The organism is Leptospira stimsonii (assembly GCF_003545885.1).
GTDB classification, from domain to species: domain Bacteria; phylum Spirochaetota; class Leptospiria; order Leptospirales; family Leptospiraceae; genus Leptospira; species Leptospira stimsonii.
Genome location: NZ_QHCT01000003.1, coordinates 1 through 21,707, shown reverse-complemented (window position 1 = coordinate 21,707; position 21,707 = coordinate 1). Strand labels below are relative to the sequence as shown.

At 41.6% G+C, this 21,707-nt stretch carries 22 protein-coding genes; 9 read left to right on the top strand and 13 right to left on the bottom strand.

The window, feature by feature from the left end:
• Positions 1–6: 6 nt before the first annotated feature.
• Complete coding sequence (locus DLM75_RS11340; protein ID WP_118968641.1) at positions 7–1,659, top strand: glycerol-3-phosphate dehydrogenase/oxidase; 1,653 nt, start codon at positions 7–9, stop codon at positions 1,657–1,659.
• Positions 1,660–1,661: 2 nt separating this feature from the next.
• On the opposite strand, the gene DLM75_RS11335 is transcribed toward DLM75_RS11340, so the two are convergent.
• The 4 genes from DLM75_RS11335 to DLM75_RS11320 all read right to left on the bottom strand — a co-directional run bounded on the left by DLM75_RS11335 (position 1,662) and on the right by DLM75_RS11320 (position 4,737).
• Positions 1,662–2,240: a TetR/AcrR family transcriptional regulator gene (locus tag DLM75_RS11335; RefSeq protein ID WP_118969148.1), complete on the bottom strand. Its 579-nt coding sequence runs from the start codon at positions 2,238–2,240 to the stop codon at positions 1,662–1,664.
• A 114-nt stretch (positions 2,241–2,354) separates the two neighbouring features.
• On the bottom strand, positions 2,355–2,846 hold the full coding sequence (locus DLM75_RS11330) for an Mpo1 family 2-hydroxy fatty acid dioxygenase (RefSeq protein WP_118968640.1): 492 nt from the start codon (positions 2,844–2,846) through the stop codon (positions 2,355–2,357).
• 62 nt (positions 2,847–2,908) lie between these two features.
• Positions 2,909–3,832, bottom strand: a complete 924-nt coding sequence (locus DLM75_RS11325; RefSeq protein WP_118968639.1) for a patatin-like phospholipase family protein — start codon at positions 3,830–3,832, stop codon at positions 2,909–2,911.
• A gap of 14 nt (positions 3,833–3,846) precedes the next feature.
• Entirely contained in the window at positions 3,847–4,737 is an 891-nt protein-coding gene (locus DLM75_RS11320) for a hypothetical protein (protein ID WP_118968638.1), read from the bottom strand.
• 72 nt (positions 4,738–4,809) lie between these two features.
• Between DLM75_RS11320 and DLM75_RS11315 the strand changes: the two genes are divergently transcribed.
• From DLM75_RS11315 to DLM75_RS11300, 4 genes are all read left to right on the top strand, one after another.
• On the top strand, positions 4,810–5,313 hold the full coding sequence (locus DLM75_RS11315; protein WP_118968637.1) for an NYN domain-containing protein: 504 nt from the start codon (positions 4,810–4,812) through the stop codon (positions 5,311–5,313).
• A 3-nt stretch (positions 5,314–5,316) separates the two neighbouring features.
• Positions 5,317–6,804, top strand: a complete 1,488-nt coding sequence (locus DLM75_RS11310; RefSeq protein ID WP_118968636.1) for an MBOAT family O-acyltransferase — start codon at positions 5,317–5,319, stop codon at positions 6,802–6,804.
• A 9-nt stretch (positions 6,805–6,813) separates the two neighbouring features.
• Positions 6,814–7,884, top strand: coding sequence for a DUF1574 domain-containing protein (locus DLM75_RS11305; RefSeq protein ID WP_118968635.1), 1,071 nt, complete (start codon positions 6,814–6,816; stop codon positions 7,882–7,884).
• A 76-nt stretch (positions 7,885–7,960) separates the two neighbouring features.
• Complete coding sequence (locus DLM75_RS11300; protein WP_241547910.1) at positions 7,961–8,590, top strand: glutathione S-transferase family protein; 630 nt, start codon at positions 7,961–7,963, stop codon at positions 8,588–8,590.
• Between the two features lie 68 nt (positions 8,591–8,658).
• Here DLM75_RS11300 and DLM75_RS11295 read toward each other — a convergent pair whose 3' ends face one another.
• From DLM75_RS11295 to DLM75_RS11280, 4 genes are all read right to left on the bottom strand, one after another.
• On the bottom strand, positions 8,659–9,315 hold the full coding sequence (locus DLM75_RS11295) for a suppressor of fused domain protein (RefSeq protein WP_118968634.1): 657 nt from the start codon (positions 9,313–9,315) through the stop codon (positions 8,659–8,661).
• 204 nt (positions 9,316–9,519) lie between these two features.
• Positions 9,520–10,251: an SIR2 family NAD-dependent protein deacylase gene (locus DLM75_RS11290; protein ID WP_118968633.1), complete on the bottom strand. Its 732-nt coding sequence runs from the start codon at positions 10,249–10,251 to the stop codon at positions 9,520–9,522.
• On the bottom strand, positions 10,248–10,793 hold the full coding sequence (locus DLM75_RS11285) for a DJ-1 family glyoxalase III (protein WP_118968632.1): 546 nt from the start codon (positions 10,791–10,793) through the stop codon (positions 10,248–10,250). The genes DLM75_RS11290 and DLM75_RS11285 overlap by 4 nt, the downstream gene beginning before the upstream one ends.
• A 9-nt stretch (positions 10,794–10,802) precedes the next feature.
• The gene (locus DLM75_RS11280; protein ID WP_118968631.1) at positions 10,803–11,969 is read right to left on the bottom strand and encodes a glycosyltransferase; all 1,167 of its coding nucleotides are present in this window, start codon (positions 11,967–11,969) and stop codon (positions 10,803–10,805) included.
• A gap of 242 nt (positions 11,970–12,211) precedes the next feature.
• Between DLM75_RS11280 and DLM75_RS11275 the strand changes: the two genes are divergently transcribed.
• Positions 12,212–13,339 (top strand): CehA/McbA family metallohydrolase domain-containing protein, encoded by a 1,128-nt coding sequence (locus tag DLM75_RS11275; protein ID WP_118968630.1) that lies wholly within the window; start codon positions 12,212–12,214, stop codon positions 13,337–13,339.
• Between the two features lie 859 nt (positions 13,340–14,198).
• On the top strand, positions 14,199–14,693 hold the full coding sequence (locus DLM75_RS11265; RefSeq protein ID WP_118968628.1) for a hypothetical protein: 495 nt from the start codon (positions 14,199–14,201) through the stop codon (positions 14,691–14,693).
• A gap of 666 nt (positions 14,694–15,359) precedes the next feature.
• Here the strand turns inward: DLM75_RS11265 and DLM75_RS11255 are convergent.
• Positions 15,360–15,644 (bottom strand): hypothetical protein, encoded by a 285-nt coding sequence (locus DLM75_RS11255; RefSeq protein WP_118968626.1) that lies wholly within the window; start codon positions 15,642–15,644, stop codon positions 15,360–15,362.
• A 141-nt stretch (positions 15,645–15,785) separates the two neighbouring features.
• Here DLM75_RS11255 and DLM75_RS11250 point away from each other — a divergent pair, with 141 nt between their 5' ends.
• Both DLM75_RS11250 and DLM75_RS11245 read left to right on the top strand, forming a co-directional pair.
• On the top strand, positions 15,786–16,628 hold the full coding sequence (locus DLM75_RS11250) for a FecR family protein (RefSeq protein WP_118968625.1): 843 nt from the start codon (positions 15,786–15,788) through the stop codon (positions 16,626–16,628).
• Complete coding sequence (locus DLM75_RS11245) at positions 16,625–17,782, top strand: Ig-like domain-containing protein (protein WP_118968624.1); 1,158 nt, start codon at positions 16,625–16,627, stop codon at positions 17,780–17,782. Before DLM75_RS11250 ends, DLM75_RS11245 begins: the two co-directional genes overlap by 4 nt.
• Before the next feature lie 58 nt (positions 17,783–17,840).
• Here the strand turns inward: DLM75_RS11245 and DLM75_RS11240 are convergent, their stop codons facing one another.
• The 4 genes from DLM75_RS11240 to DLM75_RS11230 form a co-directional block, all read right to left on the bottom strand.
• Positions 17,841–19,439, bottom strand: coding sequence for a methyl-accepting chemotaxis protein (locus tag DLM75_RS11240; RefSeq protein WP_118968623.1), 1,599 nt, complete (start codon positions 19,437–19,439; stop codon positions 17,841–17,843).
• Positions 19,440–19,586: 147 nt separating this feature from the next.
• Positions 19,587–20,540: an ankyrin repeat domain-containing protein gene (locus DLM75_RS11235; protein WP_118968622.1), complete on the bottom strand. Its 954-nt coding sequence runs from the start codon at positions 20,538–20,540 to the stop codon at positions 19,587–19,589.
• A gap of 53 nt (positions 20,541–20,593) precedes the next feature.
• Entirely contained in the window at positions 20,594–20,716 is a 123-nt protein-coding gene (locus tag DLM75_RS24820) for a hypothetical protein (RefSeq protein WP_277738612.1), read from the bottom strand.
• A gap of 8 nt (positions 20,717–20,724) precedes the next feature.
• Positions 20,725–21,354 carry a hypothetical protein gene (locus tag DLM75_RS11230; RefSeq protein ID WP_118968621.1) on the bottom strand — a complete coding sequence of 210 codons (630 nt, stop codon included), beginning with the start codon at positions 21,352–21,354 and terminating at the stop codon, positions 20,725–20,727.
• Positions 21,355–21,707 lie beyond the last annotated feature (353 nt).

Genomic DNA, 21,707 nt, shown 5'->3' with positions numbered 1-21,707 from the left:
ACTGGTATGGCAAAAAAAACAAAGTCAGCTTCTATCAAAACGATTTCTTCCAAACAATCCACGTCTTCGATCTACGATTTACTGATCGTGGGCGGAGGTATTACAGGCGCGAACGTGCTTTGGGATTCTACACTACGAGGTCTGAAGTCGATTCTGTTGGAAAAAAACGATTATGCGTCGGGAACAAGTCAAGCGACTTCCAAACTCATCCATGGCGGGTTGCGTTATCTCAAAAATTTTGAATTGGGTCTCGTTCGGGAATCTCTAAGAGAAAGAGCGACTCTTGCAAGAATCACTCCGAATGCGGTTCAGACGATGGGATTTCTCGTGCCCGTGTATTCGCAATCCGAAAGAATCGTTTTAAAACTCGGAATGGAGATGTACAACGCATTGTCCTTTGATAGAAACCGAAACATCTCGGAAGATCGTTTGATCCCTAAGTATAGTTTTCTTTCAAAGGAGCAAACGATCATGGAATCTCCGAGCCTAGAAAGGCAAAAATTAAAGGGCTCTTATCTTTATTATGATTATCTTAATTTAAATCCGGAACGTCATACTTCCGAGTTCATCTTTTCCTCGAGGGAAAAGGGCGCTGTCGCCAAAAATTATACGGAAGTCATTTCGATTCGTCGAAATTCCGATTCTACCTATCAGGTCGTCGCCAAAGACAAGTTAAACGGAAAAGAAATCGTTTTTCAGGCGAAATCCGTAGTAAACGCCGCGGGACCCTGGGCGGATTTTGTGGAATCTCTCGCCGGAGTTCCTGCTGATAAAAATTTGGTCCGATCGAAAGGAATCCACGTCGTTACGAGAAAAATCTGCGGCGATAAAACGATCGTAACTAAGAAAAAAGATGGAACTCATATTTTTATCATTCCATGGAGAAATAAAACGATTATCGGAACGACCGATACGGAATATCCGGATAACCCGGACGCTTTTCGAGTAACGAAAAAAGATATCGAGGAATTGTTAAGCGAAGTGAATTATTCGTTCGGTTTTACGGATCTCACTCTTCAAGATGTGGACTTCTATTACGGTGGATTGAGACCTTTGGTGGAGGATCCTAGTGAAACCACTTCCACATACAACGCTTCCCGCAAGACTGAAATATTCGATCATAAAGACGCAGGCTTTCCGGGCTTCTTTACCGCGATGGGAGGAAAATATACGACGAGTCGAGCGGTAGGAGAAGCCGTCGTCGATAAGGTAGTGGACTATCTTCCCGGAAACTTTCGAGAATGTGAAACGGAAGTGATTCCTCCCGCGACAGGGGATTATTCCGATCTTCCTTCTTTGATTCAGGATTTGAGTCGAAAATTTCCAAAGCTCAGAGGTGAATTGGTCGAGATCGTCGCCAATCGATACGGATCGCAAGCGTATTCCATTCTTTCTAAGAGCGGTGGTCAGGAAGAATTTTATACTTTGCAGAACGGGGAAAAGTTTTTTGAAAGCGAGTTGAGATTTATCGCGGGAAGGGAAGACATCCGTTTTGCGACCGACTTCTTCTTTCATCGATCCGGCGTCGGGGTACCCGGGCTTCCTGAGGAAAAAGAGTTGAATCGATTGCTTCGTTCCTTAGGAAAACATCTAAAATGGAATTCGACGAGAATTCAGAAAGAAACGAAGGCGGTCCTCGATCGTTTTAAGATTTTTTGAATTTAGAATGTGAAGGAGTTGGAAAGGATCACCGCCATAAAATCTTTGATCACCTCCGAAGTGTCTCCCAGGCTGATCGCATCCCCGTCTACGATCCTCTGAACGACGGTTCCTAAAATGACACTAATCAAAATCCGATTTAAGGTCGGGTTTGTTACTCCCAGGTGTTTCGTGATGATATTGACGTATTCCTTCATCGCATCCGCGATCAGAACCTTTTCCTCTTCGTGGTTTTTGAGTCTCGAAACATCGCAGATGATATACAGAAGATTTTGAAAATAAGATTCCCGCGCTTGGATCATCTGAAACAAAGACTCTACTCTTGTTTCGAGGGTTTGTCCGGGATTACCTTTGGAATAAAGTTGTAATTCTTCTATGTCCTTGTTGAGGACGAACTTCACCAATTCCTTAAATATATCCTCTTTGGTAGCGAAATAGTGATAGAGAGTTCCTGTGGATACGTCCAACTCGGTGGCGATCTCTCTCATCGATACCGCAGAATATCCCCTTCTTGCAAGGATATCCACACACTTGGATAGAATTTCTATTTTGTATTTCTCATGATTGACTATCTTTGGCATCGGAAACCCTCGATCTATATTTTTCCAGAACTCGTATAACTTGATGATGGAACCGCTTCTACCGGTCAAGAAGATTGGGCGGAAACGGTTCCCATGAGACTTCAGCCGTAACGTTTAGTATGCGATTTTCAATTTTTGATATACGAAGCCTAAAAGCCATATTGGGCCGATCATCAAAAATTGAACGTCTTTGAAGAAGGAAGGTTTTTTACCTTCGATCTTGTGACCAATAAACTGTCCGATCCAGGCGAGAACGAAAATGGTCACGGAAAGATCCACGAGTCCGTATGCGTAAGCCCCGATCATTACTGGAAGTACAGTTGCTTGTAAGAGAATGATCAAATAGATCATCAGCGAAGTCAGAACCAACATTCCAAAAGCCAGCGCAGGAGAAAGCCGAATGTAAAACGCAAGAGCTAACACCAGTGAGATGGTCGCGAAGTTCAGATAGGGGATGGAGGCAAAAACGGAAGGAACCGGAATCGACCAAAGAAGACCGATGACGGTAAAGTAAATCAACGGAACGCAGATCCAATGGATATTTTTATTGATCGGATTTCTGTGACTGTCGGCATATTCGCCGAACCAAGTTTCTACGGATTTCATAAAGCAAACACTCCTCTCAGTTAAAAAATTTTAAACGTTCGAAAAAGAATCGCAAGTGTTTTTTATCGAACCTTCTGAATAAAATCCAAAATCTCATCCTTTCGTTCTTCCGCGTCTTGCTTTCCTAATTCGAAAGTCGCTCGCACTCCGATCGGATTCGTATAATCAAAGGCGCTGATCGAAAGAGGGCGAGAGGGTTTAAAAAGAAAGGTATTCTTTAATACGGATTCCGACTTTCCCACGATCGTGTTGTCCTCGTAGTAGATTCCGATTTTTGGCTGAGATGGGGAGAAGTATTCCAGAAGTAAGTTGTTGGTAAGACCTCCGTCCAAAAAGAATTCATCATTCTTTCTTTGAAGCGAAACGACCGGAGGGACCGAAGAAGAATTGAGTAGAATCTGTTCTACCGTTTTCGACTCAACGAGATCTTTTTCAGAATAGACGATGTTCTCCAGATTCCATTCGTCAAAGATCGACTGAACGCGGTTCGGTATTCTTCCTTTTTGTTTATCTCTTTCGTCTTGGATATAAGCCTGCATCGTTCTGGATATCAAACGAGAAACGGAAGTTTTGTTTCCGTTGAGTTTGTGGATCGGTTTTGCCTTAACCGCTCCGATAAAAACTTTCACAGAAGATTCTTTGATCTTTTTAAGATCGAGGCTGTAACGAATCGATCTTCTCGTAATATTCTCATGAGGAAACGGAGACAATCCTTTGAAAAGATTTAGGAAACGAAAATTTTTAGAATTTCTTCTGGCGAGTTCTTCGAAATACGTTATGCTCTCTTCTTCTCTTTCGGAAAGAATACAAAGCGCCATGGCGGCACCGGCGCTAACTCCGGAAATTTCAGAGAGGTTCAAACCCCATTTTCGAAAAGAAAGTCCCGCCCCAAGACCGTAAAAGGCCTTACAACCTCCGCCGGCGATAGCCAAAGAAAAGGAAGTGGAATTCCAAGGAAAAGAAAGGCGGTTAAAGATCGAACTCATGAAGAATAGACGGATTACGATTCGGGTTCGGTCGAAGTCTCAGGAGATTCTTCTTCTTTTTTGAGAATCGTTGGTGTTTCCTGTAACGAGCTTTCGACTTCGAGAGGACGTGTGATTCTTTCGATCGGAAGTTTTTTTACGTGATTCGCCATTTCTTTGAGAATCGCTTCGGTGATCTGCTTCATGATTTCCCCGGTCACTTCATTTTCAAGAACGTCCGTGATCATCGTGCTGATGTCCTCTCCGAGTCGTTTCGAAATTTCACCCATAAAGGGAATGCGGGACAATTCTCCCAATAAGAATTTGGATTGCAGAGATTCGTTTACCTTTGCGTTAAACTGAGTTTGGTGGAGTTCAAACGCGCGTTTGGCGAGTTGACTGTAGTCGAGACGAATCATCACCTCTTCTACTCTTTCCAAAGAATGTAAAAAGACGGCGTCCGCGATCGTATCCACGATGACGTCGCGAAAACGAAACGTGATTTCTCTCGTTACGATATCGCTTAGGTTTTGTCCGGACTGACCCAACTTGTAGAATGCGATCAGGATCTTGATTCCTCTCAAAAGTAAAAAGGGACGAAGAAAGTAAAAGGGAATCACGCCCACGACTTCGTACCAATTCATCGAGAAGTAAGTTCCCGGGTCTTTGGATTTTCTAAATTTTGTGATGAGTTCCACACCCCAAATCACGAGAACAAAAAAGTCAAAACCGATGACGTAGGCATAGAGTTCTTTGGGTAGAAATTCTTTATAAGAATTATAGATCAAAAGAAGAAGGACGTCGAAGGTGGCAAGAGAAAGAAGAAACAGATCTCTCCCGGATCCCGGTAACGCGCGGAGCCAAAGATAAAAATGCCAGACGTTAAATTTGTTGACCCGGACCGGATTACGTTCGGAATCAGCCATTTTACTCATTATCTCCCTGGAAAGGTTGGTTTACAGTATTTACGAGAATGGGATTCTGGTCACTACAATTCCATGTATTCACAAGTGGCGATTGACGGTTTCAATCTGATTTATAAGTTTCCGGAAACGGAAGAATTGATGTATCAAAATCAACTGAATAAAGCCAGAGCGGTAGTTTTGGAGTTGATCGAGTTCTATTCTAAAAAAAAGAAAAACCTGACGTTTCACGTTTTCTTCGACGGCAAAAAAGAAATAGCGAGTGAAGTTTATCAAGAGACGTTTGGAAAACTGCACGTGTATTTTAGTCGAGAAAGAAAAGCGGACGACTTAATCAAAGAGTTTGTTCGTACACAAGCTCGGCCTTCGGATGTACAAGTAGTCAGTTCGGATAAAGAGATTTTTTTTCACGCAAAAAAATGGGGGGCTCATCCGATCTCTTCCGAAGAATTTGCGACCTTGGTTCTCGCGGAAACCACTCCGAAAAAGCCGGAGCCGGACAGCGAAGAATACAAAGACAAAAAACTAAACTCGGACGAACTCGAATATTGGAAAAATTTATTTAGGAAGGGCAGATAAACAGTGCTGTTCAACTCCGTTACTTTTGCGATTTTTTTCGCCTTCGTTTACACGATCTATTGGTTGATTCCAAAAAAGAATCGTCCCGACTTTTTGATTCTTTCCAGCGCCTTTTTTTATATTTGGTTTTCCTGGATTTTTTTCTTTCATTTTGTTTTCGTAATTCTTCTCAACTACATTCTTTATAAGAGAATCAAGCTCGATCGTGAGAATTCCAAAAAGTGGATGATCGCGGCGGTTCTTTTCAACTGTATCAATCTTGGATTTTTCAAATACTTTTATTTCTTTTCCAGAGTTCTTGCGGATCTTACGGGTTATCCGTTCTTTCAAGAGATTCAGGGAATCGTTCATATCATTCTTCCCTTAGCGATCAGCTTTTACAGCTTTCAGATGATCGCCGCGGCCGTGGATGCCAAACGAAATCCTGAAAGCGAACTCATCTCAATCCAAGGATACTTTCTTTTTGTTTTATTTTTTCCGGTTTTGATCGCAGGTCCGATTATGAGAACGGGGGATTTTTTTCCGAACTTAAAGAATCTGGAACCGGATCGAGATAAAATCTATAACGGAAGTTATCTGATGATCAGCGGTCTTATTAAAAAGGTCTTGATAGCGGATCCAGCTTCCGGTTTGATTTCTCCGATCTATTCGAATCCGGAAGTTTACGATTCAACTTCCTTGATTCTTGCCGGAATCGGTTATTCGATTCAGGTCTTCTGTGATTTTTCGGGCCTTACGGACATGGCGAGAGGAGTGGGCGCGTTACTCGGCTTTTATCTTCCCGAAAATTTCAAAGCGCCGTTCTTTTCTCTCAGCGGAAGGGAACTCTGGCAGAGATGGCACATAACGTTGTCTTTTTGGTTACGCGATTACATCTATTTCTCGTTAGGAGGAAGTCGCGCTTCGCAGTGGAGAACTCATCTCAATCTGATTCTTACGATGACGATTGGAGGTTTTTGGCACGGAGCGGATTATACCTTTATCGCTTGGGGATTTTATTGGGGAGTATTGCTCGCTGGAGAACGTTATATGGAGAATACGCTCGGTTGGAAACTCACACCGGAAAAAAGTACAATCCTAAAAGTTCTCAAGGCAACGACCGTTTTTCTTTTATTTTCATTTAGCGCCGTATTGTTTCGAGCGGATAACGCAAAAACGATGGTACAACATGTTTTGGGAATATTCAAGAATTCTCCTACCTCGATCGAATCGGAACTTTCAAGTTCTTCAGGAACGGCTTGGATCGGGGAAGCGGGGCGATTGATCGACGGAAATTCTTTTTTTCTACTCAATCAAATGGAGAATGTGGAAAAATTCTTCTATTTATTCCTGGCGCTTGTCTTATTCAATTGGGTCCAGTATGTTCCCGAATTTTGGAAACGCTTCCGAAAATACGATCCTTGGCTTCTTACCATTGTAGGCGTTGTCACCCTATTCTTGCTCGCTTTGTTTTCGGAAGACTCGGGCGCGTTTATCTATTATAAGTTTTAGGAAAATAGAATGTTTCGAAACCGATTTCTAATCGTTCCTTTTGTCATCTTTCTCATCGCCTTTAGTATCGATAAGATTGTGAGTTCCACGACCTTGGAACCGTATTACTCGCTTACGCTTTCCGATCTTAACTTTCGTCACAAGGAATTTTTGTTTGAAGAATTGAAAGGTTATCTGCAAGAGAAGGAAAGAAAGAAGGTTCTTGTCTATTTTGGAAATTCGAGGGCTCTCCTTTTTAGAAACGATTATATAGAAAAAAAATATCCGAATTGGATTCTGTTCAACTTTTCGGTTCCCGGCGGTTCTCCCGATTATTATCTTTATTGGTTGGAGCGGTTTCAATCCGACGGAGTCAAACCGGATTTTATACTAATGGACGAATCGATCGAGATTTTCAATTCTTCCTCCGTTTTGACTTTGGACGAGGTTCTGTTTTACGGACTCAGCCCGTCGTTTGTTTTCCGTCACGCGGATCGATATTCTTCTTCCGATCTTACCGGGTTTATTGGAAAAAAATTATTCCATACTCTAAAAAATCGGCCTCGCTGGAATGTGATTCGAGCTCGAGTCAAGGACGGAGGAGCGATGGCAAAGGGGTATAGCAAACTCCGGGACGAGATTACGGAGAATCTAAAAAAACAAAGGGGAAGCGCGACCTCCGACTCGAGTCCCAAGATCGTCCTTTCTCCGGAGCTACTCAAAAAAAGATCGAACACGGATTTTAAATCCTATCTCACTCCGTTTACGTTCAATCCAAAAATGATGTCCAATCAAGAGGATGCGATTTCTATCGCGAAAGGATTGGGAGTTCCTTACGCAACGATTTGGGTGCGGGTTTCTCGTCCTTATTTTGAACTCTATAAAACAAAAAAAGTCTTAACGAACGAAAAAGACGAAAGAACTCCGTATGATATAATGATCCCGATTTTGAACCGTTTGCATCAATCGACTGGAACTGCGTTCTGGAATATGAACGAAGATCCGTTGTATCACTGCGACGATTTTAGCGACCCAGGTCATATGTCGCCGAGTTGTTTTAATGACTACGCCGATTTTATCTTTACTCGACTTCCGAAGTAAGAATCTTTCGGAAACGAGGAAAAGAAGAATAAGGATGAAATCAGGAAGATTTTTTTTCTAAGGGAAGGGAGGAGTTTTGGAACTATTTGAATTCGCCGTATCCGGAAATTGTCACAAGGTCAGAATGCTCTTGTCTATGTTGAATTTGGAATATACGAGTCGTTCCCTAAACAGCGCCGAACGAGAACAAAAGTCAGAAGAATTTCTCAAAATAAATCCTTTGGGACAAGTGCCGGTTTTGAAAGACAAAGGTGTGTTTATTCGAGATAGTCATGCCATTCTCGTTTACCTCGCAGTGGAATACGGAAACGGAGAATGGTTTCCTCGGTCCGGAATCGGGAGCGCAAAAGTAGTGGAATGGCTTTCGACGTCTGCAAACGAAGTGACCAGAGGTCCGGCGGCGTTACGCGCTCATTATCGATTTGGAAGATCGATTCCGGTAGAAGAAGCCGTTTACATCACAAATCAACTCTTGTCCCTCCTGGAAGATCATCTAAAAAAACATCCATGGCTCGCCGCAGAAAAAGTGACGATCGCCGATTTAGCAATGTATCCATATATCGCTTTGGCCAGCGAGGGAAAGATAGATGTACGACCTTTCCCGAATGTATGCGATTGGTTGAAACGAATAGAAGACTTGCCGGGATATGTATCGATGCCCGGCATCGAATTGCAAAAAGGGGAATCGAGCAAATCGGATTCCTAATCGGATCGTTTCTACCTAATTTTGTTATCGAAGAGATTCTTCAAGATTCGGAAATCAACCAATAAGAATCAGTCTATGTCCGTTAACAAATTACTTGTATCCTGTTCCAAAGAGGCAATGAGTTTATGAGTGCCTTCCGATTTTATCTTCTCCAAAGTATTTTTGTCGAGTCCATAGAGTTGCAAAAACTGTAATTTCCCGTTCGGAGTGTCAATCGAAGGCAATTCACGATCTTTTAGAAAAAGGAAGCCGGTCAATTTCGTTTCCTCTTCTCCATCGATAGGACCACCGAAGTTGATGCTTTGTCCTGGTCTAAGTTCATGGCCCTGTAAAGCATAAAATGCCAGATCGTTCATTACAGGCATTGGCCACATAGGGGGAACAGCGAGTCGATTCTTCTTTAGTCTCAACGTCAATTCGTAACCTAAGCCGCTCCATTCAGAGTCTTCCCAAGTTTTTTCAAAAAGTTCGCTACAACCATAACTAACGTAAAGCCAGTGGTCCTCAAAATCGAACACCGCCAATTGAAATAGTATTGTTTTACCAGTGCGATCATGGATCGGCATGATTTTAGGAGAAATTACCGAGTCCAGTCTTTGAGTTGGATAGATTCGGTTGGTAATTTCGTCGATTGCCGTCCATCCGGAATTTTCCGATTCATAACCGCTTTCTTGTGATTCGTTTCGGTTTTTTTTTCGTTTAAAAATTTTTGAAAAAATATGCAAGCTTTTCCGTTCCTTTTCTTTCCGGATGAATCTTTGCGTGAAGAATAAATTCATCTTTCAAGTGCGTTTTTTATATAGATTCTAACAAATAGAAATGACTGTTTTTTCACTTTCGGATTCATTACAAAAAAATACAAGGATGAAATGAATGAAGGCCTTGACTTTGTAGAAGAGTAGGAAGGAACGAGAGTCGCTCGTTTGGAATTAAGGCGAGAACATTTCTGCTACGAGTTCGGGAAGAATTTCTCCGGCTTTACCTTGTACGAAAAGATCTACGGAAGATGAAAAAGAGCTTCTCTCCGGATTGATTTCAATAAGAATCGCTCCGCTTTCTTTTGCAATTTCAGCCAAATAAACCGGCATACTCACTGCACCGGATGTACCGATGATCAATAAAAGATCTGTGTTCTGCATTCTCAGAATCGACTCGTTGAGTTTCGATCGATCATAGGATTCTCCAAACCAAACGACACCCGGACGAAAGAGAGAACCGCAGACATTGCACTGTGGAAGGGTCTCGTTCTGATCGACTATCGAAGTTTTGATTTCGTTTGTGCAGGAAGTGCAACGGTTGACGAAAATATTACCGTGGATTTCAACGAGATTTTTGGAGCCGGCTCTCGTATGAAGTCCGTCCACATTCTGTGTGATGAGAAAAAAATTCACATTACGTTGTTCTAATTCTGCGAGAGCGAAGTGTCCTGGATTCGGATCTTTACTTTCAATGACGCTTCTTCTCCAGAGATACCATTCCCAGACCAGTTGTGGATCTTTTTGAAACGCCTGCGGAGTCGCCAATTCTTCCGCGCGAAAGTTTTTCCATAGCCCATCCGTACCTCGAAAGGTTGGGATTCCGCTTTCTGCGGATATTCCAGCCCCTGTGATCGCCGTGATTCTCTGAAAGTTTCTGGAAGCGATCTTAAAAAAATTCTTCATTTAGGCAATTGCAGGGCTTCTTTTACTTCCAACATCGTCTTTTCGTCACGAAGAATTCTTACAAGCTCTAAGGAGAATTCGAAAGCGGATCCCGGGCCGACGCTCGTCACGATCTTGCCGGAAATTTCGAGCCTCGATCCGGTATAACCGGGAGCCTCCGAAACAACACCGGGAAAAGACGTAAAACGGTCCTGGTTTGTGAGAATATTCTGATGTACTAAAATACTGGGAGCGGCGCAAATGGCCGCGATCCATTGCCCGTTCCTTTTCGCTTCGATTAGAAAATCGGAGATTCTTTTATCCGAAGCGAGAGCTTTGGTGCCACCGTTCCCTCCTGGAAGAACGATCATATCAAACGTTTTGAAATCGATATGATCGAGAGACGTGTCCGCCAAAAGGCGAACTCCTCGGGATGCGGTAACGAAGCCTTCCTGGAGCGATGCGCTCGTCACTTCGATCTTCGCTCTTCGGAGGACGTCCACAATGATGACTGCCTCCATTTCTTCCATTCCTTCCGCGAAAGGAACTAACACTTTAGGCATAAAACTCCTTTAGAAACGGGATTCGTCTCTCGAACCTTTCCATGTAACGTTTAGGTTTAAGAAGTAATTTGTAATCATCGCGGCTAAAATAGCAAGCGAATCTGAGAAGAATTTAATGCGAAGTCCGGAAGAATTGAATTCGGATATAAAGATTCTATGATATAGAAATTGAAAAACGCTGATTTGGATCAGAAGTCCAATCAGGCTGACGAGATGAAAAAGAATCAAACCTTGAACGATTCGAATTCCATCGTATCTTTTTTCATAAAATGTGAGATAGTTATTCAGAAAAAAATTGGAAAGAATAGAGATTTCGATTCCGAACAAGACCGAACTGTGGAACGGATTCAGAAACTGAAAAGGGGTCCTCAACTCGGGAAAATGAAGGGATTCCGCGATCAAGAGTCCGAATAGATTTACAATAACGCCGGAGGATCCGACCAAAGAATAGAGAAGAAAAGTAGGGGAGATTCGTTTTCCAAAACGAAGATCCAAAAGCGCGACTAAATAATTTCGGATCACGGAACCGTCCAACTTTGTTTTGCCGAATCGTCTGCTTTGAAAGGTGAAAGGAACTTCCGAAATTCTCGGCTTTATTTCCGACCTATGCAGAAATTCTAATAGAATCTTAAATCCTCTCGGGTTGATGAAATCTGCGGTCTTTTCAAAGTATTCTTTTGAAATCGCAAAAAAACCGCTCATCGGATCGGAAACAGGAATCGGTAAAAAAAAATTCGCGAGTGTGGTCGCGATAAAGCTTAGACTTTTTCGGATCCAGGACCAATTCGAAGTCGATCCACCGTCCGTATATCTCGTTCCGATAGAAATCTCCGATTTTTTTGTGAGAATCGGTTCCACTAAATTTGGAAGAATCGATTCGTCGTGTTGTAAATCCGCGTCCATTACGACAAAAACGTTCCCTTTTGCGATCGACATTCCCGCAAGAACCGCTGAGGAAAGACCCCGTCCTTCCATCCTTCGGAGAACGAAAAGTTCCTTGTGATTCTTTTTTAGATTTTCTGCCACTTCCCAGGTACGGTCCGGACTATTGTCATCCACAAGTAGGATCTCATACGAAAACTTCCGAAGAGCATGGGCAATTTTTGGAAGAAGAACCGGAATATTCTCTTTCTCGTTGTAGGTCGGTAGGATGACGGAAATTTCAGGGACTGTCATTAAAGTTTAGAATTTATAACTTGGGAAATTCTGTAAATCGATTAATTAAGTGCGCACTTACTTGGCCGCAGATCTTAAAAAGTCGCGTCCAAAAGCTCCGAGCGTGGCAAAAAAACGTTCCATTCAAAAATTACAAATCCCTGACATTTTAAAAAAGAAGATAAAAAAGAAGAACGTAAAAAAACCATCCGAAACGGAAAAACTTTTTTCATTCTAAGCGATCCTTTTGAAATGGAATGCAGATGGTTTTCAAAAAAAGAATGGATCCTAAGGTCTGGTTTCGAATTCTTGGATTCCTTTTGTTCCTAGGCGTCGGGCATTTTTTCATTTCTTGGATCTTACGTAGTCCACTGAGGTCCGAAAGGATGATTCCCTTTCAAGGAAATTTCATTCATTCTCCCTATTCAAAAACAGAACAACGGTGGTTGAAAACGGCGATTCATCTTCATTCCGATCGAGACGGATTCTCTCCGTTTCGAAGTAGTCCGAAGGAGATTCAGGACCGTTATCTTGAAAAGAAATACGATCTGATCGCAATCACAGATTATCTCAAAGTAAGCGGAGTGGAATCCGGCGACAAAAAATTTCTTCCCGGTTACGAATGGGGCCGGGATTTTAATCGAAAGCATTTACTTGCGTTAGGCGCGGAGGCGGCGATTTTCGATTACTTCCCGATTTACGCAACGATCGGAAATCTTCAATGGACGATCGAGCAAATGCAAAAGGAAGGATCGTTTGTGGTCGTTTCTCATCCCGTTCTCGAGGGTTCGATCTCCTACCGGGATATTGAACGACTCAGAAACGTAGACGCGGTCGAAGTATTTTCCCCGTTTGGAGATTCTTTCTCGGAATGGATTCGTCTTCTCGATCAAGGATATCCGATTTTAGCGACGAGTGGAGACGACCTTCATTACTTTCCGGGTGAGCTGATTCGTGCTATGAAACTTCCCTTGTATGAAAGGATCTTTCATGAGTTGACTTTTTCCAATCAAAACGAAGGAGATGCATTCACTCGCTATATTCTTTTGAATACCGATTCCACTGAACCGAAAGAAATCATCCAGAATCTTAAGATTGGAAATTACATTTCCGTAATAAAGCTTGTGGAATACATGGATGATCCGAAAATTTCCGACCTAAGATTGGAAGGCGAAAAAATTGTCGCGGAGTTTCCTGAAAAATTCTTAAAACTGGAATTCATCGGGAAAGGTGGAAGAGTTTTAAAAGAAGAATTCCAGGCCATACGCGGGGATTACGTTTTCGATTCGAAAGACGAATATGTAATCCTGAAGGCGACTTTTCCGTCCGGTTATCTGTTCTCCAATCCGTTTTTCCGAGTAATCTCTCCAGAAGAAGGGAAGAAAAAGTAAAATACAAATCTCTGATCGTAAGACAGAAATAAAAACAGGCCAATCGCTCGGCTTCTTCGATTTTCAGGCGATCCTCCTCAATTCTTTGCGTATCGTTTTGAGTCCAACTGAATTTTTTCGATCCACAACTTTGCTCTTTTTTCGCTCCTTTGCTCTCGGGACTGTCCTCGCAACGATTTGATGCAAAACGGTTTTTTCGAGCACTCCTTGTTTTGAAAGTCCTTTGAATCGCTATATTAAAACAAAGAATAGGAAATTAGAGAAGTTGTGACGATGCTGTTCCGTCCAATTTTGATCCAATTGCAATCGAACACAAAGTTTCATGAACAAGAAACAAACAAATTGGATTTCGAAAAATAATTCGTTTAACAACTCTTAAATGAAGGAATCGAAGAAAGATTTCTAAAAAACGCAGTTTTTGAAATTCGAATTGGAATGAATGTTCTTTAAAACGGAATAAACGTTTACCGTTTACCGAATCGGATTTATGGAAAACCAAGATGATTTTTCATTTATACGTAAGTTTCCAAGAAAAAGAAACCCGTGAAACGTATTTGGGAATGAAGTATATTCTAACGTTGTTCTTAACAGGAAAATTTCCTCCGTATCATGCTTTCTTTCTCTCCGTTTAGAGGGTTTAATGATTTTCATTCCCGTTTTATTGACGTTTGAACCGGTGAATAATTGGATTTATAAATGTAAAAAATAAATTATAAAAACTGAATATTATAAAAAAATGAGATTTCAAGTTCCGTAAAAGGAATAACTAACTAAGATAGAAGAAGATAACGTTCGTGATAAACTTGACTCTCTGGAATTCTTAGAACCTAGATGGGAAAAATTCTTCGGAGTATTACAAATGAACTTAGTGAAAAAAATCGGAGTCTGTATCGTTTTGATCGGACTTCTTTCTGCGTGCAAATCCAAGGAAGACGACGATTCTTCTTATTTAGCCTTGGTCCTTTTAGCCGGTGGTTACAACACTTGCTCGTTTTCCCCTGCGGGAACTTCCGTTCCGATTGCTTCGATGACCGCGATTGCAAATGGAACACCTTATTCGCTCTCGTTCACTCAAATTGATAAGGGGTATAGCGCGATCCAAATTCCAGTGGCGACAGCTGGCACGATGGGAACGTTTCAGGTAAGCGCGGGAACTCTCGGAGTAGCGGTCTACAAAGGCGGTTGTCCAATTACAAGGGGAGTCAATCTCGCCGGAGCCGGAACGGATTTTATATTTGTTTCAGGAGCGGCTACGATTACAAATTCGGCTCAGATCCAGTTTAATGTTCCTGGCTCTTACACGATAATCGTGAATACTGCGGATAATGGTAAGGGAACTTTTCAGCTGAATTGATCGGAAACTTCTTGATCTTTTCTTGAGAAGAAGAACCTCTTGTTGTCGTAAAACCGGAGGTTCTTCTTTTTTTTTCCTCAAAGTTAGAATGGAAACTTTAAAGACGTATCTCAATCGTATAAACGGGACTTTTTTTAGAAAATATAGAAGTTTTCTTTGAATCAGAACAAGCCGAGCCAAAGGTCGAAAATCGGAAAAGAGAATACGGATTTGCGCTTAAGTATCCCGACCAAATTTTAATTTTTTTTGAAGAAAATCCGAAGCGCATCCAACTCGTTTCATCAAGCCCGAGAAACGGGAAGATTCGCTCTCTGCCAATACAAGTCTGGAACCTCGTTTTCGTTTTCAGGAATATTAAAAGATCGAGAGAGTGCGTGGTAACTTTCGCCGAACGAGACATATCCACAACTTCCGATAATACATATTATGTCTCATAAAATGGAGTTTACGATTAAACTTACCCATTCATCCTTTACACATCGTACTCAATACATGCTTTACAAAATGAAACGTAAATATTTAAACGCGTGAGAATCTTCGTGGAGATCAAAAAAATTCAATATCGCATTTGGGCGGATTCGGATGACGTTGCGAAAGAAAAAATGATCTTCGATAAGGAGAACTCCCATTCTCGATCAAAACCAAAAATGAGAGACTACAGTTCTTTTAGTAATATTGACCTAAGGTGATGGTAACGATGGTTTTTCCGTTATCTTTTTTGTTGATGCATTCACACTTGATCTGTGCAGATTGACTATAGTAACCCTGGGATGCCGAAAAGCCTGGTGCCGCCTTACAGCTCTTATAGAGTCCCTCATTCACCAAACGTCCGCAAGCTTCTTGGATTGCCGCCGCCGCGTCACTTGCTTGTGAGGAAATCTTTCCCGGAACTAAGAAACCTAATAAAATAAGAGTTAAAAAAAACGCCGTTTGTAACCACTTTTGAAACACTGAAATTCCCCCGCTATATTGAACTGAAAATAGATAAAACTCTCGTCTAAATTTTCAAGATATTATTTCCTGAAATTTCGATTTATCAACAAATCTACGGACTAAATTTTCGCTTAAAATAATATAGGAAATCAAAGAACTATGACTTTTCGGAACACCGGATTCTTCATTTGTGTTTTCTCTCTCTTGTTCGCCTTTCCCCTTTTTACGCAGACTCTGCCGTCGACTTCGGACGACAAAACTCTGGAAGAATACAAGGTCAAAAAAAATGATTCTCTAACAAAGATTGCAAAAGAAGTCCTGAATGATCCGGGAAAGTGGAAAGAATTCTTAAAATACAATCAGATACAAAATCCTTCCTTAATCAAAGAAGGAATGGTTTTGAAAGTTCCCTCCCACCTGAGAAAAATCGTGGAGCCGGAAGCACAACCGATCGCTTCTTTGGAAATATTTTTCGGAGTTGTGGAATACGCGATGAAGACAAAAGAAGACGGTCCTTCGATTTGGAAATCCGTATCCAAAAATCAAATTCTTAGGGAAGGAGAAACGTTGAAAACGGGAAACAAATCCGGTGCTTCTTTAGCATTTTTGGAAAATGAAACGAAAGTGAAAATTTATGAGAAATCCAGCTTCTCCGTATCGAAAAAGGGATCTCCTGAAATCTTTTTAGAAAGAGGTCAACTTCAAGCGGACGTGAAATCGTCGCTCCTAAAAAATAAGAAGAATGCGACCGCGCAAAAACTTGTAATCAATACTCCCGTTGCTGTCGTCGGTGTAAGAGGAACGAAGTTCTATGTAGGAAGCGAAGAAGACCAACGAACCGATGTCGGTTGTTTCGAAGGGGTTGTCAATGTGGAAGGCGCCGGTAAAGGCGTGGATGTCAAAGCAGGTTTTGGAACGTACGTGGAAAAAGGAAAACCACCGGTGGAGCCGTTTCCAATTCCAAATAAGATTCAGATTGATAAGGAATTTCAGTCCAAATGAAATCGATACAAATTCTTTGGATCGGACTCCTTTTTTTATCTATCGGGATCTTGAATGCGCAAGGTGTGAACGAATTCGAACTTTCATGGAAAGCGGATTCTTCTTCCGAATCGTATAACGTAGAATTTTCGGATACTATTGATTTTCGAATCGTTCTTCGAACCTTAAACGTAAAGGATAGACGGATTCGATTTTTCCCGGAAGCTAACGAACGTTATGTGAGAATCGTTGGAATAGGAAGAATGAATTCCAAAGGTGAACCCTCCGATTCCGTATCGATCGATTCCTTGCGTCCCTTCGTCCGACTGGAAAGAAAGGCTCCTCCGTTAACAAAGGCCATCATACTATCTCCAACCCAAAATGAAAAATTGGTCTTAGACAATCCAAGCACAGGTAAAAACGGCGTGAAGGTTTTCTTTCGTGTCAATGAAGGCGAATGGAAAGAATACCAGGGAACCATTTCCGGTCTTCAAGAAGGCAAGAATGACGTGGAGTTTTATTCCGAAACCGCGTCCGGAGTAAAGGAAACAACACGTTTGATGGAAGTCGTTCAAGATACGAGAAAACCGGAGATACGGGCTGAAATAGGAAAAGGATTTCGATTGGAATCGATTCCCGTAACAAGAAAGGATCAGGATCTACAAGTGGAAGTCGTCGATCTCGTTTCCGGCGTAGCGGAAGCGGAATTTCTCTTCTTACAAAATGGAAAAAAAGTTCCGGTCAATCCGACGTTTCAAGAAAAGAATCTATATCGATTTCAAATTCCTCAAAGTTTAGAAGATGGAAGTTTTGGAATTCAAATTCGCGCCAAGGATTTCGCCGGAAATCAGGCGGAGGAAACGATTTTTGGAATCATAGATGCAAGTCCGCCGATTTGTAGAATGAATCCGCGGCCACTTTCTGGAAATTTATTGCCGATTCAATCCGAGATTCAAATTCAATGTGAAGATTTGATTTCGGGGATGAGAACCATAACGTTTCAGCAGAATGGAAATGAATTCAGGAATTATGCGGAAGGGCTTGTTTTAGATCCTGGAACGCACAAATTTGAATTTAGAGCGACGGATAAAGTAGGGAACTCATTGATTCTAAAAACTGAATATACGGTTTTAAGTCCTACTCTCAAATCCAACGTGAAAATTCAGCATAAGTAAAGCATCGGAAAATTCGGGGGAATACTATCGATTCCCCCTCCCCTTTTTTCTCTTGCCTTTAACCATCTGCATTTTGTACGCTCAATACTCTCAACTCGGAAGCTTGCATCTTAATTTTAGAGATTTCCTCTTGCAACATTCCGGAATCGTCGTTGATAGCATTGATTTCCGTTCCGAGATGCCCCATCGTTTGGACCATTTCTTCCTGACCCAACATCTGTTCCTTTGTAGAGCGTAGAATCTCTTCCGAAGTCGTTTTGATTCGATTCACTTCGGAAACGAATTTTTGAATGATCGATTTTTGTTCCAGATAAAAGACATTCATTTTATCGATTCTTTCGACCGTATCCAAAATTTTCATTTTTTGATTTTCGGTCATATCGCCCGTTTCCGTAGACGCGATCCGCGCTTCTTCGATAAATTTGCGCGACTGGTTTACGATTTCAGAAATGGACTTCGCGTTTCCGGAAGTAAACTCTGCGAGTTTGCTTACCTCGTTCGCCACGACTGCAAATCCACGTCCTGCCGCTCCCGCGCGAGCCGCCTCGATCGAGGCGTTGAGCGCCAAAAGATTGGTTTTATCCGCAATCTCGCTCATGATCCGATTGATTTCGTCGACTCTGTTGAAAGAATTCGTGATGTCTACAAGGTAGGATTTCGTTTTTTCGGCGGCGATCATCACGTTTTCCATATCGACTTTATTTTCTTTAGCGAATACGGCGAGCGCCTCGCTCAGGGAAGCGCTGTTTTTTAGAATTTCTCCTAATTTTTCGGAATCGTTTGCGAGTTCTAAGAGGCTTTTGTTTTGAGTTTCGATCGAATGCGCGGTGTTAGTCGAAGACGCGGATAATTCCTCGAGAACAGCATTCACTTCTTCCAGTGCGGCCGCTTGGGATTCCATCTTTTGACCGGTACGATTGATAAAGTCCGCGAACTTTCGAATGGAATTCTCCAAACTTTCGGCGGAGTTTTCCAGTTTCATCCGATCCTCTTTGAGATTGGAAAGAATGATTTGAGAATCTTCGTACAGTCTGGATCCTTCGTCTGTAAGCTTTGCAAATAAGCTCATCAATTGTGCTAAGATCACACTTGCAGTAAAGACAAAGGTTATCTTTACGATCTGAACCGAAAAAATCATATGACCCGGAATTTTTGCGAGTTCCGGATTTTCCGTCAGGACCATTCCTCCCTTCCATGCGACAAAGATGGAAGCCGCAATTCCAAGAGCAGAGAAAACTCCTACCAAAAGAACAAAGCCCCTCTGACCTAAAAATGAAGAATAAATCATTACATAAAAGTAAATAAAGAAGATCAGCATATTCGCTAAAATCCCGGAAGATACGGCCGGCTCGATCGAACAATCTGCTATGAGCGTAAGGGTAAGAATATTGACATCCAAAAGAACCAACGTTTTTTGAAATCGAACTCCTACTTTGCCGGATCGATGAAGAATGAATTCCAAGATACAATAACTCGCCATAAGCGCCGTACCGATAATGTGCGCGATTACTTGTGTAGGATGATTTGTTTTTGAAACGCTGATGAGAGTGAGACTGAAAAGAATCACCAGACCAAGTCGAATCCGATTGATTACGACTGCCCCATCGTTCCAGATCTGATGAATCGAAGATTTTTTGGATTGAGACTCAGTCCCCATGAGAATTCTCCTTTGAAGAAGTTCATCCTAAGGGGGGTGACTAAAAAGAAAAGCAAAAACTTGCAAATTATATATTGATACGCTGAAACCCTTAGTAAAGTAAATTCAAAGGATATAATATGACAGGAGAATGAGGGTAAAGGATTCCTAACGTTTCTTGGAGAGAAGTCTTCTTTGCAGGATCCATTCGTAGAGATTTTGACCAGTTTCCTTCCTGGTAAATTCGGAACTGTGAAAGTATTTTTGGTCCGGGTCGGAGTAGACAAGGTCCGTTTCGAACGTTTCGTTCTCTCGAAGGCTTGCGATGGATCTTTTTGTTTCGCTTTTTGTAACGAGATGAACGTAAGATAACGTTTGATCATCGTTTTCGGGCTTAATCCGAGAAGGGAGTTTTATTTTTTTAAGACCAAGTGATCTTAGATATTGATAGAATTTGCGATCTTTTTGAGAACGGATTCCCACGCTTGAAAACCAAAGTTCAAGTTCATTCTCCCCTGTTAGCGGATTGAAAATCTCGGTCGATGCTCCTTTTTGAATCAAGTATTTTGCGAGTTCATATTTTCTTTCGAGAATCGCGATGAGAAGCGGAGATTGATAGTACGCAAGACCCTGGCCGGAGGGTTGGTCCTGTCTATAGCCGCCGATATTCGGTTTTGCACCGGCGTCTATTAAGATTTCCGCGACTTCCTTGTTCGGGGAGTGACTGAGTGGTGTATGGGTTGCCGTAAAAAAATAGTCCTTTGAAATCAAAACGCCATCTATAATCAATAGTGATTCTTGGGGACATCCTTTCGAGCGGTAATTGGGATCGGCGCCTTTCTGAAGAAGAATTTTTAGGATTTCCGTTTTTTGGTAACGTGATGCGATGGAAAGAGGAGATTCACATTCTTCCCTTTGATTCCAATCGGAATCTTTATCCAGAAATACGATGACTTCTTCCGTTTTGCCTTTTTGTATCAGTTCTCCAACGGTTGCGGAGCAAACATTCAAAGTAAGAATGGGAAAACAAAGATGAAGAAAGAAAACGAGACAATTTTTACACCGAAACGTATTTTGAAATGACGAAAGTAAATTAGAAAATTTGAAACTGATTCTTTGCATAAGAATGGCTCGATGAATTTAACTAAAATTTATCTTCCTTTGCTACGAGGTTTTCATCGACTTAGATCGGCTTTCATGAGACGAGAGAGTTGATCATTCGTGAAAATATTGAACACAACTGCCATTCTACCGAGACCGTTCGGCTTGGTAGAAATTCTCAGGGAAAAAATATTCATTCTTTTTCTTACGGAAAAACCAAACCGGAAAGTAATTTTTCAAATTCTTCTTTTTCGAGATCAAAACGATTTTCAAGTGTATAGGTTGTGAATTGGATCGAACCCTTTGGACTACTGGCAACGAAACTATAGAAAATAAATTTCATTCCGCTAAATAAGGCCGTATATTTTACGAACTTACCGGGTTTGCCGTTGATCTTACAATCCACAACGTCGATCAAACTTGCATTGGGATCGATGGCTCGTGCATTGACAACCAAGAGTTCAGGAAAGGATTCCATGGGAATTTCCAAACCTTCAAAGATGACCATCGCATAACCGGTCCTCTTTTTATTTTCAAATTCAAATTCCGAAACCTTATTGGATTTCTGCCCGGAGCGATTCCACTTTTTTGAATTGAACCAAAGGCTAAATTCGCCCGTTTCGCTTTTGAGTTCCGTGTCCTGCTCTTCCGATCGTGTCAAAGTTACGATGGATCCGCTTTTTGGATTTTTATTCTTCTCAGAATTTTCATTCGCGAATTTCCAAGTAAAATCCGGATTTAAAATTACCTTTTTCCCACTCTTGGTCGTGGCTTCTTCTGAATATAAAGAAAAGATAGTGATCAAAGATACGAACGCGAGAATGTTTTTTTTCATTGTAGGACCTTTCGAATTAGGATCGAATTTTAATTTCTCAAACTACTTTTGAATTCGATTCTGAAAATCGAAAAAGAAGCTAAATTATAAAAAAAAGACAGGTTCGTTTAAAAATAAAAAATGGGCCTTGTGAAATTGATTTTCCGTTTGGCTGGATGCACGATTTTTTTTCACTTTCACGATCAAATTCGAAAGGTCCTTTCCAGCACTTTACCTTGAGAATCTGCTTTGTCGTAGGTCCGACGGTTTTTCCGTAAAAGTCGCGCGCCCCACCCAAGGTACAAACCGGAGACATGGGTAACAAAATAGACCGGGAACATAGGTAACACTCAAAATGCTGGCAAAGGAGGAAA